Raw genomic sequence first — 17,272 nt, forward strand, 5'->3', positions numbered from 1 at the left:
AGTCAGTACTCCAATCAGCGCTTCTTGCCGGTCCGGCGACGGCGCACGATGTACTTGTCGCTCTCTTTGTTCGGCCGGCGTGTGCGGCCCTCCAACTGACCCCACGGGCTGACTGGGTGACGACCACCCGAAGTACGGCCCTCGCCACCACCATGCGGGTGGTCGATCGGGTTCATCACGACACCGCGCACGGACGGGCGCTTGCCCTTCCAACGCATGCGGCCTGCTTTGCCCCAGCTGATGTTCGACTGCTCGGCATTGCCGACCTCGCCGACCGTCGCACGGCAGCGCGCATCGACGTTGCGGATTTCGCCCGAAGGCATCCGCAGCTGTGCGAAACGTCCGTACTTCGCCACGAGCTGCACGGACGAACCTGCAGAACGAGCGATCTTGGCACCGCCGCCGGGACGCATTTCAACTGCGTGCACCACGGTGCCGACTGGGATGTTGCGCAGGGCAAGGTTGTTGCCCGGCTTGATGTCTGCACCCGGACCGGCTTCCACCTGAGCGCCCTGCTTGAGGTTCTGCGGGGCGATGATGTAGCGCTTCTCTCCGTCTGCATAGTGCAGCAGAGCGATGCGAGCCGTACGGTTCGGGTCATATTCGATGTGTGCGACCTTCGCCGGAACGCCATCTTTGTCATGGCGGCGGAAGTCGATGACACGGTACTGACGCTTGTGACCGCCGCCCTGGTGGCGGGTGGTCACGCGTCCCTGGCTGTTGCGGCCGCCGCGCTTGGGCAGCGGGCGCAGAAGCGACTTCTCCGGTGTAGACCGGGTCACTTCGACGAAGTCGGCGACCGACGAGCCACGGCGGCCCGGGGTCGTCGGCTTGTGCTTACGGATTCCCATGAGTCTTGTCCTTCTTTGACGAAGGATCGCTTAGAGCGATCCACCGAAGATGTCGATCGATCCGTCCTTGAGGGCGACAATGGCACGCTTGGTGTCCTTGCGCTTTCCCCAACCGGTGCGGGTGCGGCGGCGCTTGCCCTGACGATTCAGGGTGTTCACCTTGGCGACCTGCACATCGAAGATCGTTTCAATGGCTTGCTTGATCTCGGTCTTGTTCGAGTCCTGGTCGACGAGGAAGGTGTACTTGCCTTCGTCCATCAGGCTGTAGGTCTTCTCCGAGACGACCGGAGCGACGATGATGTCGCGCGGGTCCTTGAAGTTCAGACTCATGATGCGTCCTCCGATTTGCGGTTTCCGCTCAGGAACGCGGCAAGAGCTGCCTCGGTGAACACGATGTCATCGGCGAGCAGCACATCATAGGTGTTGAGCTGATCGGAGGTGAGCACGTGGACGTGGGGCAGGTTGCGCACGCTCAGGTAGGTGAGCTCGTCGTCACGGTCGAGCACCACGAGGGTGTTCTTGCGCTCGGACAGGCCGGCCAGTGCGGCCTTCGCCTGCTTGGTCGACGGGGCGTCGCCGGTGACCAGGTTCTTCATCACGAAGACCTGATCGAGGCGTGCACGATCAGACAGGGCTCCGCGCAGAGCGGCGGCCTTCATCTTCTTGGGGGTCCGCTGCGAGTAGTCGCGCGGGACCGGTCCGTGCACGATTCCGCCGCCGTTGTACTGAGGAGCGCGGATCGAACCCTGACGGGCGTTGCCGGTTCCCTTCTGGCGGTAGGGCTTGCGACCGCCACCGCGAACTTCGGAGCGGGTCTTCGTCTTGTGCGTACCCTGACGGGCAGCAGCCAGCTGTGCCACGACGACCTGGTGGATCAGGGGCACGTTGGTCGGCACGCCGAAGACCTCGGCGGGCAGATCAACAGAGCCGGCCTTGGCACCAGCGGCATCGATGACGTCGACTGTCTTGACATCAGTCATTACGTTCAGGCCTCCTTCACGGCCGAGCGAACGAGGACGACTCCACCCTTGGGGCCGGGAACGGCACCCTTGATGAGCAGGAAGTTGTTCTCGTTGTCCACGGCGTGGATCGTGAGGTTCTGGGTGGTGTGCTTGACAGCGCCCATACGGCCGGCCATGCGCATACCCTTGAACACGCGACCAGGTGTAGCGGCTCCGCCGATCGAACCTGGCTTGCGGTGGTTGCGGTGCTGACCGTGGGAGGCGCCGACGCCGGCGAAGCCGTGACGCTTCATAACACCGGCGGTGCCCTTGCCCTTGGTCTTCGCGGTCACATCGACCTTGATTCCGGCTTCGAACGTGTCGACGCCGAGTTCCTGGCCGAGCTCGTAGTCAGCAGCATCTGCAGTGCGCAGTTCGACGAGGTGACGGCGTGGGGTCACACCGGCCTTCTCGAAGTGGCCTGCGGTCGGCTTGTTGACCTTGCGAGGATCGATCTCGCCGAACGCGATCTGCACAGCGGGGTAACCATCGGTTTCCTCGTTGCGGACCTGAGTTACGACGTTGTTTCCGGTGGCCACAACGGTCACCGGCACGAGGTTGTTCTGCTCATCCCAGACCTGGGTCATGCCCAGCTTGGTTCCCAGCAGGCCCTTGACCTTGCTGGTGGTCGGGAGAGCGGATGAACGAGTGTTCGCCATTGCTGCCTCCCTTAGAGCTTGATCTCGATGTTGACGTCGTCAGCGAGGTCGAGACGCATGAGCGAGTCGACTGCCTTCGGCGTCGGGTCGACGATGTCGATCAGACGCTTGTGCGTGCGCATTTCGAAATGCTCACGGCTGTCCTTGTACTTGTGCGGCGAACGGATGACGCAGTACACGTTCTTCTCCGTTGGCAACGGCACGGGGCCCACAACAGTCGCACCTGCGCGAGTGACGGTGTCCACGATCTTTCGCGCAGCACTGTCAATCACAGCGTGGTCGTACGACTTGAGCCGAATGCGGATCTTCTGTCCCGCCATGGCGTCGTCTCTTTCTTTAGTTGCTTCCGGCCATCAACTCGCAGAGGCTTTGAGTCACTCTGCCGTCTGTGCCGGCTGACCATGACCGACCCCCGAGGTCGGGCGTGTCGGCTAATCCTGACGGAGAAATTCTCACTTCTCCCCCAAGCACCGACGGCGCTTCTACTCATTGGCTGCTCGGTCCGAACCCGCATGATGCAGATTCATCGATCCGATAGTGTTTCGGGCTGTTCGCGGTATCACTACCGCAGTGCAGGGGTCAACGCCCAAAACGCAACTTCACTATCTTGTCACATAGCACTTCACCCGCGCAATTCCGGGAGCCGTGCCTGTGAGGGAACTCTCAAGGATCACAGCGGCCGCAATTGCGCCAATTTCCACTCTGCGACCCTCGGCAACTCCCCCACCTGCATCATCCGACCTGGCACTGACGAATTCTGCCCGGGCATGCGGAAGGGGCCGCAGCTCCGAAGAGCTGCGGCCCCTTGCCTGTGGTACTCAGTGAGTCAGATCAGGCGTTGATCTTGGTGACTCGACCGGCGCCGACGGTGCGTCCACCCTCGCGGATAGCGAAGCGGAGGCCGTCTTCCATGGCGATCGGCTGGATGAGCTCGACCGACATGTCGGTGTTGTCGCCGGGCATGACCATCTCGGTGCCCTCGGGCAGCGTGATGACGCCGGTGACGTCCGTGGTCCGGAAGTAGAACTGCGGACGGTAGTTCGAGTAGAACGGGTTGTGACGTCCGCCCTCGTCCTTGCTCAGGATGTAGACCTGTGCTTCGAACTTGGTGTGCGGGGTGATCGAACCCGGCTTCACGATGACCTGACCGCGCTCCACGTCCTCGCGCTTGGTGCCGCGGAGGAGCAGACCGACGTTTTCACCTGCACGGGCATCCGGCAGGGTCTTGCGGAACATCTCGATTGCGGTGACGGTCGTCTTGGACGACTTCTCCTTGATGCCGACGATTTCGATTTCGTCGTTCGGCAGGAGGACGCCGCGCTCGACACGACCGGTGACGACGGTTCCACGACCGGTGATCGTGAAGACGTCCTCGACGGGCATGAGGAACGGCTTGTCAACGTCGCGCTCCGGCTCCGGAACGTTCTCGTCGACGGCAGCCATGAGATCCTGGACGCTCTTGACCCACTTCTCGTCGCCTTCCAGCGCCTTGAGAGCGGACACCGGGATGACCGGAGCGTTGTCTCCGTCGAAGTCCTGGCTCGAGAGCAGGTCGCGAACCTCGAATTCGACGAGCTCGAGGAGCTCTTCGTCGTCGACCATGTCGGACTTGTTCAGCGCGCACACGATGTAGGGAACGCCGACCTGACGCGCGAGCAGCACGTGCTCACGGGTCTGGGGCATCGGACCGTCGGTGGCGGCGACGACGAGGATCGCACCGTCCATCTGAGCGGCACCGGTGATCATGTTCTTCACGTAGTCGGCGTGGCCCGGGGCATCGACGTGAGCGTAGTGACGCTTCTCCGTCTGGTACTCAACGTGCGAGACGTTGATGGTGATGCCGCGCTCCTTCTCCTCAGGTGCGTTGTCGACCTGGTCGAAGGCGCGAGCCTCGTTGAGATCCGGGTACTGATCCGCCAGGACCTTGGTGATCGCGGCGGTCAGGGTGGTCTTTCCGTGGTCAACGTGGCCGATGGTGCCGATGTTGACGTGCGGCTTAGTCCGTTCGAAACTAGCCTTTGCCACTGGGTTCCTCCTCGTGGTTGTCAAAAGATATGCGGTTCATATCTTAGACCTTTTGTTGGTTATCTTTCATTCCGGCGAACATGTTCTTGATCACCGGGGCGACCGGAATTCGGAGATTACTCTCCGCCGCGCACCTTCTGGATGATCTCCTCGGCAACAGCCTTCGGGACCTCCGCATAGCTGGAGAAAGTCATCGAGTACACCGCACGGCCCTGGGTCTTCGACCGCAGATCACCGATGTAACCGAACATCTCCGAGAGCGGGACCACAGCCTTGACGACCTTCACACCGGAAGCATCGTCCATCGACTGAATCTGTCCACGCCGGGAATTCAGGTCGCCGATGACGTCACCCATGTATTCCTCAGGGGTACGCACCTCGACGTCCATGACCGGTTCGAGAAGAACCGGGTTCGCCCGCTGGACGGCCTCCTTGAAGACCATCGAACCGGCGATCTTGAATGCCATCTCCGAAGAGTCGACATCGTGGTAGGCGCCATCGACCAGAGTGGCCTTGACACCGACCATGGGGTAACCGGCGAGGGCACCGAACTGCATGGCGTCCTGGATGCCGGCGTCGACGCTCGGAATGTACTCGCGCGGAACGCGTCCGCCCGTGATGGCATTCTCGAACTCGTAAATCGTATCGCCTTCGACCTCGAGGGGCTCGAAGGTGACCTGGACCTTCGCGAACTGTCCCGATCCACCCGTCTGCTTCTTGTGGGTGTAATCGTACTTCTCGACAGTGCGACGGATGGTCTCACGGTAGGCGACCTGCGGCTTGCCGACGTTCGCCTCGACCTTGAACTCGCGACGCATGCGGTCGACGAGGATGTCGAGGTGCAGCTCGCCCATTCCGCGGATGACCGTCTGGCCGGTCTCCTCGTCAAGCTCGACCTGGTAGGTCGGGTCTTCCTTGACGAACTTCTGGATGGCCGAGGACAGCTTCTCCTGGTCGCTCTTGGTCTTGGGCTCGATGGCCACGGAGATCACAGGCTCCGGGAAGGTCATCGATTCGAGTGCGATCGGGTTGGCCGGGTCGCTCAGCGTATCGCCCGTCGTGGTCTCCTTGAGACCGATGAAGGCGTAGATGTGACCAGCGAATGCCTCTTCGACAGGGTTCTCCTTGTTGGAGTGCATCTGGAAGAGCTTGCCGACGCGTTCCTTCTTGCCCGAGGTGGTGTTGAGCACCTGGTCGCCGGACTTCACGTGACCGGAGTACACACGCACGTAGGTCAGCGATCCGAAGAACGGGTGAGAGGCGACCTTGAAGGCCAGAGCCGAGAACGGCTCGTCCGTCGAGGGCTTGCGGGTCAGATCCTCTTCTTCGTTGCTCGGGTTGTGTCCGATCATCGGAGGCACGTCGAGCGGCGAGGGGAGGTAGTCGATGACCGCGTTGAGCATGGGCTGCACGCCCTTGTTCTTGTACGCGGAACCGCACATGACCGGGAAGGCCTCGGACTTGATGACGAGTTCACGGATGCCGGCCTTGATGTCAGCGGTCGTGAGCTCTTCGCCTTCGAGGTACTTGTCCATGAGCTCTTCCGAGCTCTCGGCAACGTCCTCGACGAGCTGCGCACGGTACTGAACAGCCTTTTCCTTGAGATCCTCGGGGATCTCGATCTCGGTGATGTCCTGACCCATCTTGGTCTCGTCGGGCCAGACATAGGCCGTCATCTCAAGCAGGTCGACGACACCGGCGAATTCGCTTTCGGCACCGATCGGCAGCTGGATGACCAGCGGCTTCGCGCCGAGGCGCTCCTTGATGGTGTCGACGGTGAAGTAGAAGTCAGCACCGAGCTTGTCCATCTTGTTGACGAAGCAGACGCGCGGGACGTCGTACTTGTCGGCCTGACGCCACACGGTCTCCGACTGGGGCTCAACGCCCTCCTTGCCGTCGAACACTGCGACGGCACCGTCGAGGACGCGCAGCGAACGCTCGACCTCGACCGTGAAGTCAACGTGACCGGGGGTGTCGATGATGTTGATCTGGTTGTCGTTCCAGTAGCAGGTCGTCGCGGCCGACGTGATCGTGATGCCGCGTTCCTTCTCCTGGTCCATCCAGTCCATGGTGCCGGCGCCGTCGTGGGTCTCGCCCATCTTGTAGTTCACGCCGGTGTAGAAGAGGATGCGTTCGGTCGTAGTTGTCTTACCGGCATCGATGTGGGCCATGATGCCGATATTACGGACCTTGTTCAGGTCGCTGAGCACGTCAAGTGCCACGGTGTCTCTCTCTCAATCGATGATTTGCTCGACTCCCCTGCACAGCCGGCCGGCAGCTCTCGCGGACGAGGTCCGCCGACCGGCGCACAGAGCAGACGATTACCAGCGGTAGTGGGCGAAGGCCTTGTTGGACTCGGCCATCTTGTGAGTGTCCTCGCGACGCTTGACTGCTGCGCCGAGGCCGTTGCCGGCGTCGAGGATCTCATTCATGAGTCGTTCGGTCATGGTCTTCTCACGACGCTGGCGGGAGTATCCCACGAGCCACCGCAGAGCCAGGGTGGTCGAACGAGCCGGACGAACATCAATCGGCACCTGGTAGGTCGCGCCGCCGACGCGGCGGGAGCGGACCTCGAGGGACGGACGGATGTTGTCGAGAGCCTTCTTCAGGTTGACAACGGGATCGTTGCCGTTCTTCTCGCGGGTGCCTTCGAGGGCACCGTAGACGATCCGCTCTGCGGTCGAGCGCTTGCCGTCGAGCAGGATCTTGTTGATCAGCTGCGTGACGAGCGGTGAACTGAAGACCGGGTCAACGACGATCGGTCGCTTGGGTGCAGGACCTTTACGTGGCATTACTTCTTCTCCCTCTTCGCACCGTACTTGCTGCGGGCCTGCTGGCGACCCTTGACGCCCTGGGTGTCGAGCGAACCGCGGACGATCCGGTAGCGAACACCGGGCAGATCCTTGACGCGGCCACCGCGCACGAGCACGATCGAGTGCTCCTGCAGGTTGTGTCCCTCGCCCGGGATGTAGGCGGTCACCTCGATCTGGCTCGAAAGCTTGACACGAGCGACCTTGCGAAGAGCCGAGTTCGGCTTCTTGGGGGTAGTGGTGTACACACGGGTGCACACTCCACGACGCTGCGGGCTGCCCTTGAGGGCAGGAGCGTCTGATCCTGCTGTATTGACATGCCGTCCCTTGCGGACGAGCTGTTGGATTGTCGGCACTAAGCGTTCTCCATTTGCTTCTCGATAGACCTAATTCCCAATTCCGGCCACGACCGCAGTCGTCTCTGTGAACCGTGGGACATATCCGACTGAACACCGGGTGAAGCTTGGCTCCCGATGCCAGTAACCACGCGAGTCGTCGACCCCTGCGCCCGGGTGTGTCGCAAGGACACGGAAGCGCAGCAGCGACTTCTCGGCGGCCTGCATCGAAGACTTCTCTCAGGGATTCCGGGCCTCACAGAACACCCGGCAGGATCAATCGACGACGCAGATAACACAATCAGTCGCCTACCAGAATATCTCTCTCGAGCACATCTGGTCAAAATGGCGATCATCCATTCTATCGCGCCGCACTGCTGAAATCACGCAGCAACGCCATATCCACTGAGATCACGCTCCTCACCTCGGAAGACACTGCCCCTCCCCTCTCAAGACACAGATCCTCCCCCTCGCAAGACACTGATCCGAGACATATGCCTGACCTGTCGAAGAACCACACCGGACTCGCAGCCGCACCGACAACGGCCACGGTCGGCCGCCTCGACGAGCGTCCATCGATGCTTTCCTTGACTCATTCAAAAGAAGCAGGCATTCTGGTGCTGTGAACGGGACGAAGCATGACCACGACGAAGACGCTGCCGCGGCTCTGCGGCAGACGTCGCTGCGCGTGACGAAACAGCGGGTCGCAGTTCTCGATGCCGTGCGGGACCATCCGCATGCGGACACCGAGACCGTCATCCGCTCCGTCCGCGAATCGCTGCCGTCGGTCTCCCACCAGGCCGTCTACGATTCGCTCCACACTCTCACCGAGGTGGGGCTCGTCCGCTGCATCCAGCCTTCTGGCTCTGTGGCTCGTTATGAACGTCGTATCGGGGACAACCACCATCATCTGGTGTGCCGCTCGTGCAATCTCATCGTCGATGTCGACTGCACGGTCGGTCAGGCTCCGTGCCTGACTCCGTCTCACGATGCAGGGTTCATCATCGAACAGGCCGAAGTGACGTTCTGGGGCCTGTGCCCCGACTGCGCTGCTGCCGGTGCTCAGTCGACCGACGGCGGTCAGCTCTCGGCCGTGTGACTCCAGGCTTTCGTTCACCACCACCCGTCTTCTTCCGAGGACACGACTATGCCCTTTTCAAGAGGGTGGCCCATCCCGTCATCCGAGTCGTCGACCGCGGCTCGACTGTGAAAGGAACACAATGACCAACCCGACCACCGGCGGCTGCCCCGTCAGCCACACCACCACGGAGCCGGCGACGGCGCCGGATTCCGGCCAGCTGGTCAACCCAGTCCAGGGCGATGCCAACGCACAGTGGTGGCCCAACCGCCTCAACCTCAAGATCCTCGCCAAGGGTCAGCCTGCGCGCGATCCCATGGATCCGGATTTCGACTACGAAGCCGAATTCAACAGCCTCGACTACTTCGCGCTCAAGGCCGATATCGAAGCGCTGCAGAAGGAGAACCAGGAATGGTGGACAGCTGACTTCGGCAACTACGGTCCATTCATGGTCCGCATGGCCTGGCACTCGGCCGGCACCTACCGTGTGCAGGACGGCCGAGGCGGCGGAGGCGAGGGACAGCAGCGCTTCGCTCCGCTGAACTCCTGGCCCGACAACGTCCTGCTCGACAAAGCCCGCCGTCTGCTGTGGCCGGTGAAGAAGAAGTACGGCAAGAAGATCTCCTGGGCCGACTTGTTCATCCTCGCCGGAAACGTCGCCCTCGAGCAGATGGGCTTCAAGCCCTTCGGCTTCGCCGGCGGCCGCGCCGATGTGTGGGAGCCGGACAACGACGTGTACTGGGGTTCGGAGAACGAATGGCTCGGCACCGACAAGCGCTACGTGGGCAACGGCGAGCTGCAGAAGCCGCTGGCCGCGACGACCATGGGCCTCATCTACGTCAACCCGGAAGGCCCCGAGGGCGAGCCCGATCCGCTGAAGTCGGCACTCGAGATCCGTGAGACCTTCGCCCGGATGGCGATGAACGATGAGGAGACCGTCGCCCTCATCGCCGGCGGACACACCTTCGGCAAGACCCACGGTGCGGCTCCCGAATCCCACAAGGGCGCCGATCCCGAGGCTGCTCCTCTCGAAGAGCAGGGTCTGGGCTGGCGCAGCGACTTCGGTTCCGGACAGGGCAACGACACCGTCGGCAGCGGCATCGAGGTCACCTGGACCTACCACCCGACCCGCTGGGACAACGAGTTCTTCCACATCCTCTTCGCCTACGAGTGGGAGGTCTTCGAGAACGAAGGCGGTCACCTGCAGTGGCGTCCCAAGGACGGCGGCGGTGACGATATGGTGCCGATGGCCCAGGGCACGGAACGTCGTGAGCCCCGCATGCTCACCACCGACCTGGCGCTGCGCTTCGACCCGATCTACGGTGAGATCTCGCGTCGTTTCAAGGACGACCAGAAGGCCTTCGAGGACGCCTTCGCTCGCGCTTGGTTCAAGCTCACCCACCGTGACATGGGTCCGGCTACTCGCTACCTCGGTCCCGAAGCTCCGACCGAGGAGCTCATCTGGCAGGATCCGGTCCCGGCTGGAACCCCGCTCGACGAGTCCGGTCTCGAAGCCGTCAAGGCTGCTGTCCGTGAGTCCGGGCTGACCGTCTCGCAGCTCGTGTCGACGACCTGGGCCGCAGCCTCGTCGCACCGTGTCTCGGACATGCGCGGCGGCATCAACGGCGGACGTCTCCGCCTCGAGCCGCAGCGCAGCTGGGAAGCCAACGAGCCCGCGAAGCTGGAGCAGGTTCTGCCCGTCCTCGAAGGCATCGCCGAGTCGACCGGAGCATCGTTCGCCGACGTGCTGGCCATCGCCGGTGCCGTCGGAGTCGAGACCGCTGCGAAGGCCGCCGGGCACGATGTCACCGTGCCGGTGTCCACCGGTCGTGGAGATGCCACCCAGGAGCAGACCGATGTGCATTCCTTCGGCTTCCTCGAGCCGACGCACGACGGCTTCCGCAACTACCTCAGCGAAGGCCTTCCGCTCAAGGCCGAGTACCTGCTGCTCGACAAGGCCAGCCTGCTCGGGCTGACTCCGCCCGAGCTGACCGTCCTCATCGGCGGACTGCGCGTTCTCGGCGTGAACCACGGAGACTCCGAACTCGGCGTCCTCACCGATCGTCCGGGCGAGCTGACGAATGACTTCTTCGTCAACCTCCTCGAACTCGGCAACGCGTGGAAGCCGGTCGGCGACTCCGAGACCGCCGAAGAATACGAATGCTTCTCGCCCTCCGGTGAGAAGCTGTGGTCCGGCAGCCGTGTGGACCTGCTCTTCGGTGCGAACTCCGAACTGCGCGCCCTCGCCGAGGTCTACGGATCCGATGACGCCGGTGCGAAGTTCGTCGCCGACTTCGTCAAGGTCTGGACGAAGCTCGTCGAGGCCGATCGGTACGATCTCAAGCGCTGATCCGAATGGTCGCTTCACCGAGGTGACACTTCGGTGCTCCCCCGCCGACGCGGCACAGCGCTGATTGCCGACGATGCCCCCATCGATTTCGATGGGGGCATCGTCATATCCGATCCGCCTCGTTCCGTGCGGACAGCGTGGTCACTCGTCCCCGTTGCTTCCGTCCTGCGTATCCGGCATACCGTTCGACTGACCTCCCGACGTCCCATCGCCGTTCGTTTGACCACCGTCCGCTTGCGCACCGTCCGCTTGCGCACCGTTCGCTTGCTCGCCGTTCGTTTGTCCGCCGGGCATTCCGCCGCCGTCGGGCTGGCCGCCGTTCTGCCCGCCTCCCATCCGTCCGGGGCCGTTCTGTCCGCCCGGTCCCTGGCTGGTGCTGGAATCACCTGCGACCATGACGGCCGATGCCCCGACCGCTCCGCCGGCCAGTCCCCCGACGACGAACAGCGCCGAACCGGCAAGGATCGCGGGGACGAGAGGCACTCGTCGCTTCGGTTTTGAATTCGAGTCGGGCTGTTGGTTCTCGTTCATGGAATCTCCTTTTGTTGACGGTGATTCCATACTCGCTACCTGCGCTGTCGTCGGCCCCAGCCGAGGCTGTGTCCGAACTGTGCCTTCGAGAACCCGCTCGGGGCCCGCTGTCGTCTTCAGGCGGTCGGCAGCCGCAGTTCGAAGGTCGCGCCGTCGTCTGAGCTCGACATCGTGATGCTGCCGTGCATGAGTTCGACGAGGCCTGAGGCGATTGCCAGGCCCAGACCCGATGACCCGCCTTCGACTCCCGATCGGCGTGTCCGTGAGGGGTCTCCGCGAACGAAGCGGTCGAACACCGTGTCCCGAATCTCCGGCGGGATGCCGGGACCGTCGTCGCCGATGCGGATGGCCACGACATCGCTGGGGGTCTTCCCTGCCACCGGCTTCCGCACACTCGCGGCCGAGACGCTTACCTGCGTGCCAGGAGGAGTGTGCACGCAGGCGTTCGTCAGCACGATCGATACGACACGTCGCACATGGTCGAGGGCTCCGCGGACCTCAAGAGGTTCCGGGGGCACATCGAGGATGAGCGAATGGTCGGGGTTGACCACGTGGGCGTCTTCGACGAGTTCGACCAGCATCGATGACACATCGACAGTGTCCTCCTTCGTCGGCTGCCGACCGGCCTCCAGACGGGCCAGGAGCAGCAGGTCATCGACCAGTGAGGACATCCGCATCGCTCCAGAATCGATCTTCGCCAAGGAGGTGGTCACCTCGGCGGGCAGATCATCGCGGTACGGCCGGGTGAGGTCGGCCCAGCCGCGGATCGTCGCGATCGGCGTGCGCAGCTCATGGGAGGCATCGGCGACGAACCGGCGCATCTGCTCGGTGCCCCGGTAGCGCTCGTCGAGGGCGGTCCCGACGTGGTCGAGCATCCGATTGACCGCGGAGCCGACATCGCCGACCTCGGTCCCGGGCACCGCAAGTTCCGACGGCACACGCAGCGCGAGCTCAGGTTTTCCGGCGCTGAGCTCGAGGTCAGCGACCTCGCGCGCGGTGTGGGCGACGTCCCTGAGATCGCGCAGCTGGCGGTGGATGATGACAGCCATGAGGCCGGCGGTGATGAGTACCCCGATGAGAACGACGAATGCGGTCGTCCAAGCTGTGCGATCCAAGGCAGCGTCGACGCTGCCCTGCGGAACCCCGTAGACGGTCGTCGTTCCGTCGTCGTCGAAGGCCACGACCCGGTAGGCGCCGAACCCGGGCACGCGCACGGATTCGTGGCTGGTCTCACTGACCCCGGGTTCGACCGCCAGCAGAGCCTCGATCGCGTCCGAGGACAGGGCCCGGGGACGGTTCAGCCCCGCCTCGGCGATGAGCCCTTCTCCCCCGCCGCCGGAGTCGACGACGGCGAGCGCACCGTCACCGACTCCCGGCTGGAAGAGGAACCGCAGAGCCGAATCGACCGCCGACGCCGAGTCGGTGCGCGGTCCCGCACCGGGGCCGGAGCCGGGTCCGCCGGACCGCGCATGCGACGTCATCGACGTCAGCTGCGCGTCGAGGTCGGACATCAGAGAGGTGCGTACGCTCAACCACGAGGCTGCTCCGATTCCCGTGCCGACGAGCAGCAGAACGAGACCGGCGAGGACGATGAGCCTCGTCTGCAGCCGCCACCGTCGCAGTCTCACTGCTCCGCCCGCAGGATGTAGCCGGCCCCGCGCTTCGTATGGAAGAGATTCGGCAGGTCCGGGAACGGTGCGTCGATCTTCTTCCGCAGGTAGGAGACGTAGAGTTCGACGATGTTTCCGTTGCCGCCGAAATCGTAGTCCCAGACCCGGTCGAGGATCTGCGCCTTCGACAGGACTGCCCGCGGGTTGCGCATGAACAGCAGCAGCACTTCGAATTCGCGAGCCGTGAGTTCGATCTGCTGACCGGCACGCGTGACTTCGTGGGAGCGTTCGTCGAGTTCGAGGTCGCCGACCCGCAGCACATCCTCGTCGTCGGTCGACCCCACCGGTCCGCTGCGGCGCAGTCGGGCCTCGATCCGGGCAATGACCTCATCGAGGTTGAACGGCTTCGTCACATAGTCATCCCCGCCGAGGCGCAGCCCCGTGAGCCGATCATCGACCTCGTCGCGGGCGGAGAGGAAGACGACCGGGGTGTCGATGCCCTCGCCCCTGATCTTTTCGATGACGGCGAAACCGTCGAGGTCGGGCAGCATGACATCGAGGACGATCGCGTCGAAGTGTTCGCTTCTGGCCAGAGCCACCGCTTCTCGACCGGTGCCGACTCCCTCGGCGTCCCATCCGCGCACTCGGCAAGCCATGACGAGGAGTTCGGCGAGATTTGCTTCGTCATCGACGATGAGGATGCGTGCCGGCGGGTTCTCGGTCGGAATCATAGAACGATTATCCCCCTCAAGCGGCGCTGAGATCGTAGAGCGTGACGGAGTCGAGCGTCGTCGATTCGAAGTTCGCTTCCACCCAGGCGGCGATCTGCGCCGAGGAGGAACCGGAGTCCGTCCCGCCAGGGCCTTGTCCGCCGCCCGAGCTCGATCCGATGTAGTAGTGGATCCGGCCTTCGGCCACGAGCTGTTGGAACTCTTCGAGGGTCGGTGACGGATCGGTGCCGTTGAAGCCGCCGATCGCCATCACCGGCTCTTCGAGCGCGAGCTGATATCCGGCGGCCTGGTTCGCCCCCGTTGTAGCTGCGACCCATGTATAGGCCGACGTATCCTCTGCGAGGAGGCTGGTCAGTTCGTCCGAGGGTTCCGAGCCGCTCAGCAGACCGCCCATGCCTCCACCGCCGCGCGGCATGCCTCCACCGCCGGGGCCTCCGCCCATACCGGATCCTGTGCCGGCGATCGTCACAATCGAGCCCTGAGTCGTTCCAGCGATCGTGCGCACGCTCAGCTGCGCCGGAATCGCCGCACCGGCGATGATGGCGACCGCGACGAGCGCCGAGGTGATCGCCGTACCGAATCGCCGATGGGCCGTGGCAATGAGGATCACCGCTCCGATCACCGAAATAACGAGCACGCTCCACCGCAGGGCCTCCGGGATCCCGGTCATCTCCGAGCTGACGACGAACTGCCACGCTCCGGTCAGCGCCCACGCCACCGCGAGCAGAAGTCGCGAAACGATGCCGGACCGGCTGAGCAGGATGCCGATGCCCAGCGCGATGACGACGGCGATCGCGGGGATGAGGGCGACAGTGTAGTACTCGTGCACGATTCCGTTCATCATCGACAGGACGAGGCCCGTGACGATGAGCCAGCCGCCCCAGATGAGCACAGCGGCACCAAGGCTGCCCCTGTCGATGGTGTCCGAACCATCACCGTCGGTGACGGCGGGGACGGCTCTGCGTCGGGCCGCCTCGGCGAGGATGAGCAGAACTGCGGTGACGACGAGGAGGAAGAGCGCGGTGGGCAGGAACCACGACACCTGTTGGCCGAAGCTGCCGGTGAACAGGCGCGTCAGCCCGGTCTCACCCCAGCCCCCTCCGCCACCGCCGCCGACGGAACCGGTCTCATTGCCGGTGAGGCGACCGAACCCGTTGTAGCCGAAGGTGAGTTCGAGGAACGAGTTCGTCTGCGAGCCTCCGACGTAGGGGCGGGAGTCCGCGGGAGTGAGTTCGACGAGTGCGATCCACCATCCGGCGCTGAGCACCATCGATGCGATGGGAACGAGAAGCCACAGCAGGCGTCTCGGCCACGAGGTGCGGGCGAAGAGCACCCACGCCAGGGCGAGTCCGGGGACGATGAGCAGCACTTGGAACTGCTTGGTCAGAAATCCCAGACCGAGGCAGACTCCGGCGAGAACCAGCCACAATGCCACGGTGCGCGTAGTGGGCGCTGTGCCTGACCTGCCGGTGCCGGACGACGTCCCACTGCGGCGACTGTTCACCGCGCGGAGTGCGTGCTGGGTCGCGACGACCGCACCGACCATCAGGGTCACGAGCAGCGCATCCGGATTGTTGAAACGGAACATCAGTGCTGCGACGGGTGAGACTGCGAACAGCGCTCCGGCGCCCAACGCCGCCGCCTTTTCGATTCCGGTTCCAACGTGGGAGCGCAAGCCCATCCTCGTCGAGTGGACGATGAGCAGGACGCTGACTCCGGCCAGGAGAACCTGCGGCAGGAGCATCGAGAACGAGGAGAACCCGAAGACCCGGGCGCTGAGCGCCATGAGCCACAGCGCGGCCGGGGGTTTGTCGACGGTGATCGCATTCGCCGAGTCGAGCGAGCCGAAGAGGAAGGCCTCCCAGTTCTCCGAGCCGGCTTGGACGGCCGCCGCGTAGAAGGAGTTCGCCCACCCGTTGGCGCTGAGGTTGACCAGGTAGGCCGCGATCGTGCCGAGGGTGAGGACGGTCAGCGCCGCCGGATACCAGTTTCGCTTCATGCCGCATCCTCCTGACGCGTTCCCCGAGCGAATACCCAGGTGCGCATGAGCACGAATCGGACCACGGTGGCGGCGAGATTCGCGGCAGTGAGCAGCGCGAGTGTGCCGATACTCGCCCACGCACCAGTGAAGCCGTCGGCGACCGCCAGCCCTGCCGAGGTGAAGGCCAGGCACAGGCAGAAGGCCGCCAGTCCCTTCACCTGGGCGGTCAGCCGTCGATGCGGGGACCGGACTCCGAAGGTGTGGCTGCGGTTGAGCGCCGTGTTGGCCACAGTCGACAGAAGCAGGGCGATGATGTTCGCCGTTGCGGCAGAGACGACTTGGGAGCCGAAGAGGAAGATCGTGGCGTAGAGGACGGTGCTGATGAGGCCGACGTCGATGAAGTGGAGGATCTGTGCACCCGTGTTCGGTGCGGGCGGTTCGGACGTGGCGTGGACCGGGCCGCCTCGGCGCAGGCGGACGATTCCTCTGATGTCCTTCCACGCCGTGGCAAGGACGTCGACGGAGGAATCGGGATCGTCGATCCAGTCGGTGCCGAATTCGTGGATACGGTACCCCGCCCATTCGGCCCGGGCGAGCAGTTCAGTGTCGAAGAACCATTCGGTGTCCTCCACCACCGGCAGCAGCTCCCGTGCCGCCTGCGCCGACATCGCCTTGAACCCGCATTGGGCGTCGCTGAATCCGACGCCGAGGCTGAGCTTGAGCAGTCGGTTGTAGCAGCGTGAGATGATCTCGCGTCTGACTCCGCGTTGGGCCTCGAGACCCGGCTGCAGTCGAGATGCGATGGCCACATCGGCCAGTCCCGACCGGATCACCTCGACCATCGGTTCGAGGGCTCTGATGTCCGTGGCGAGATCGACATCCGTGTAGGCGACGATATCCGCCGTCGAGGCCTGCCACACCCGGGACAGTGCGCGACCGCGTCCCTTCTGCTCGAGCCGGACATATTCGACGTTCGGGTGTGCGGCTGCGAGGGCTGCGGCGGTCCTCGGGGTCGAGTCGGTACTCGCATTGTCCGCGATGATGATCGTGACGTCGGTTCCGGGACCGGTGTCGGCGGCGACAAGCGTCTCGACGGAGGAGGCCAGAGTCGCTTCCTCGTTATAGACCGGAACGACGAGGTCGACGGTCGTGGTCGATCGGAGGGACGTGGCTCCTGGGTGCGCTGCGGGCTGGTTCCCGGCGCTGCTCTCGTATCTCATGGAGTTCACATTCGCGTCCCCGCTTAGGGCCCACGTCGGTCTCAGCTGTGGCCCGGCTGTGGACATGAGAACATGACAGACTGCCCTGTC

The 17,272-nt window shown here is 63.9% G+C and carries 16 protein-coding genes; 2 read left to right on the top strand and 14 right to left on the bottom strand.

Going from position 1 to position 17,272, the window contains the following annotated elements:
• Positions 1-14: 14 nt before the first annotated feature.
• The 9 genes from rplB to rpsL all read right to left on the bottom strand — a co-directional run bounded on the left by rplB (position 15) and on the right by rpsL (position 7,702).
• A complete protein-coding gene (gene rplB, locus BEP01S_RS14065) occupies positions 15-851 on the bottom strand; it encodes a 50S ribosomal protein L2 (RefSeq protein ID WP_039206335.1) in 837 nt (278 codons plus the stop codon).
• Between the two features lie 30 nt (positions 852-881).
• Positions 882-1,181 (bottom strand): 50S ribosomal protein L23, encoded by a 300-nt coding sequence (gene rplW / locus BEP01S_RS14070; RefSeq protein ID WP_025777929.1) that lies wholly within the window; start codon positions 1,179-1,181, stop codon positions 882-884.
• Positions 1,178-1,831 carry a 50S ribosomal protein L4 gene (gene rplD / locus BEP01S_RS14075; protein WP_039206337.1) on the bottom strand — a complete coding sequence of 218 codons (654 nt, stop codon included), beginning with the start codon at positions 1,829-1,831 and terminating at the stop codon, positions 1,178-1,180. The genes rplW and rplD overlap by 4 nt, the downstream gene beginning before the upstream one ends.
• Before the next feature lie 5 nt (positions 1,832-1,836).
• On the bottom strand, positions 1,837-2,511 hold the full coding sequence (gene rplC, locus BEP01S_RS14080) for a 50S ribosomal protein L3 (RefSeq protein WP_025777931.1): 675 nt from the start codon (positions 2,509-2,511) through the stop codon (positions 1,837-1,839).
• 11 nt (positions 2,512-2,522) lie between these two features.
• Positions 2,523-2,831 (bottom strand): 30S ribosomal protein S10, encoded by a 309-nt coding sequence (gene rpsJ / locus BEP01S_RS14085; protein WP_009379191.1) that lies wholly within the window; start codon positions 2,829-2,831, stop codon positions 2,523-2,525.
• Between the two features lie 511 nt (positions 2,832-3,342).
• A complete protein-coding gene (tuf, locus tag BEP01S_RS14090; RefSeq protein ID WP_062244446.1) occupies positions 3,343-4,536 on the bottom strand; it encodes an elongation factor Tu in 1,194 nt (397 codons plus the stop codon).
• 116 nt (positions 4,537-4,652) lie between these two features.
• Positions 4,653-6,758, bottom strand: a complete 2,106-nt coding sequence (gene fusA / locus BEP01S_RS14095) for an elongation factor G (RefSeq protein WP_062244449.1) — start codon at positions 6,756-6,758, stop codon at positions 4,653-4,655.
• 99 nt (positions 6,759-6,857) lie between these two features.
• The gene (gene rpsG / locus BEP01S_RS14100; RefSeq protein WP_039206341.1) at positions 6,858-7,328 is read right to left on the bottom strand and encodes a 30S ribosomal protein S7; all 471 of its coding nucleotides are present in this window, start codon (positions 7,326-7,328) and stop codon (positions 6,858-6,860) included.
• Entirely contained in the window at positions 7,328-7,702 is a 375-nt protein-coding gene (gene rpsL / locus BEP01S_RS14105; protein ID WP_025777935.1) for a 30S ribosomal protein S12, read from the bottom strand. The genes rpsG and rpsL overlap by 1 nt, the downstream gene beginning before the upstream one ends.
• 601 nt (positions 7,703-8,303) lie before the next feature.
• Between rpsL and BEP01S_RS14110 the strand changes: the two genes are divergently transcribed.
• Both BEP01S_RS14110 and katG read left to right on the top strand, forming a co-directional pair.
• Positions 8,304-8,780, top strand: coding sequence for a Fur family transcriptional regulator (locus tag BEP01S_RS14110; RefSeq protein WP_062244452.1), 477 nt, complete (start codon positions 8,304-8,306; stop codon positions 8,778-8,780).
• A gap of 121 nt (positions 8,781-8,901) precedes the next feature.
• Positions 8,902-11,109, top strand: a complete 2,208-nt coding sequence (gene katG / locus BEP01S_RS14115; RefSeq protein ID WP_062244455.1) for a catalase/peroxidase HPI — start codon at positions 8,902-8,904, stop codon at positions 11,107-11,109.
• 141 nt (positions 11,110-11,250) lie between these two features.
• Here the strand turns inward: katG and BEP01S_RS14120 are convergent, their stop codons facing one another.
• From BEP01S_RS14120 to BEP01S_RS14140, 5 genes are all read right to left on the bottom strand, one after another.
• Positions 11,251-11,640: a hypothetical protein gene (locus tag BEP01S_RS14120; RefSeq protein WP_062244458.1), complete on the bottom strand. Its 390-nt coding sequence runs from the start codon at positions 11,638-11,640 to the stop codon at positions 11,251-11,253.
• A 116-nt stretch (positions 11,641-11,756) separates the two neighbouring features.
• A complete protein-coding gene (locus BEP01S_RS14125; protein WP_062244460.1) occupies positions 11,757-13,268 on the bottom strand; it encodes a sensor histidine kinase in 1,512 nt (503 codons plus the stop codon).
• A complete protein-coding gene (locus BEP01S_RS14130; RefSeq protein WP_062244463.1) occupies positions 13,265-13,981 on the bottom strand; it encodes a response regulator transcription factor in 717 nt (238 codons plus the stop codon). The genes BEP01S_RS14125 and BEP01S_RS14130 overlap by 4 nt, the downstream gene beginning before the upstream one ends.
• A gap of 16 nt (positions 13,982-13,997) precedes the next feature.
• Positions 13,998-15,980: an ArnT family glycosyltransferase gene (locus tag BEP01S_RS14135; RefSeq protein WP_062244466.1), complete on the bottom strand. Its 1,983-nt coding sequence runs from the start codon at positions 15,978-15,980 to the stop codon at positions 13,998-14,000.
• Positions 15,977-17,182 (bottom strand): glycosyltransferase, encoded by a 1,206-nt coding sequence (locus BEP01S_RS14140; RefSeq protein ID WP_083532747.1) that lies wholly within the window; start codon positions 17,180-17,182, stop codon positions 15,977-15,979. Before BEP01S_RS14140 ends, BEP01S_RS14135 begins: the two co-directional genes overlap by 4 nt.
• Positions 17,183-17,272: the final 90 nt, after the last annotated feature.

It is taken from the genome of Brevibacterium epidermidis NBRC 14811, from assembly GCF_001570805.1.
In the GTDB taxonomy this organism is placed as follows: Bacteria; Actinomycetota; Actinomycetes; order Actinomycetales; family Brevibacteriaceae; genus Brevibacterium; species Brevibacterium epidermidis.

What these genes read in the sequence shown, in the direction of transcription:
- rplB (WP_039206335.1), bottom strand. Translation starts at nt 851, where the DNA reads ATGGGAATCCGTAAGCACAAGCCGACGACCCCGGGCCGCCGTGGCTCG.
- rplW (WP_025777929.1), bottom strand. Translation starts at nt 1,181, where the DNA reads ATGAGTCTGAACTTCAAGGACCCGCGCGACATCATCGTCGCTCCGGTC.
- rplD (WP_039206337.1), bottom strand. Translation starts at nt 1,831, where the DNA reads ATGACTGATGTCAAGACAGTCGACGTCATCGATGCCGCTGGTGCCAAG.
- rplC (WP_025777931.1), bottom strand. Translation starts at nt 2,511, where the DNA reads ATGGCGAACACTCGTTCATCCGCTCTCCCGACCACCAGCAAGGTCAAG.
- rpsJ (WP_009379191.1), bottom strand. Translation starts at nt 2,831, where the DNA reads ATGGCGGGACAGAAGATCCGCATTCGGCTCAAGTCGTACGACCACGCT.
- rpsG (WP_039206341.1), bottom strand. Translation starts at nt 7,328, where the DNA reads ATGCCACGTAAAGGTCCTGCACCCAAGCGACCGATCGTCGTTGACCCG.
- katG (WP_062244455.1), top strand. Translation starts at nt 8,902, where the DNA reads ATGACCAACCCGACCACCGGCGGCTGCCCCGTCAGCCACACCACCACG.
- BEP01S_RS14120 (WP_062244458.1), bottom strand. Translation starts at nt 11,640, where the DNA reads ATGAACGAGAACCAACAGCCCGACTCGAATTCAAAACCGAAGCGACGA.
- BEP01S_RS14130 (WP_062244463.1), bottom strand. Translation starts at nt 13,981, where the DNA reads ATGATTCCGACCGAGAACCCGCCGGCACGCATCCTCATCGTCGATGAC.
- BEP01S_RS14135 (WP_062244466.1), bottom strand. Translation starts at nt 15,980, where the DNA reads ATGAAGCGAAACTGGTATCCGGCGGCGCTGACCGTCCTCACCCTCGGC.
- BEP01S_RS14140 (WP_083532747.1), bottom strand. Translation starts at nt 17,182, where the DNA reads ATGAGATACGAGAGCAGCGCCGGGAACCAGCCCGCAGCGCACCCAGGA.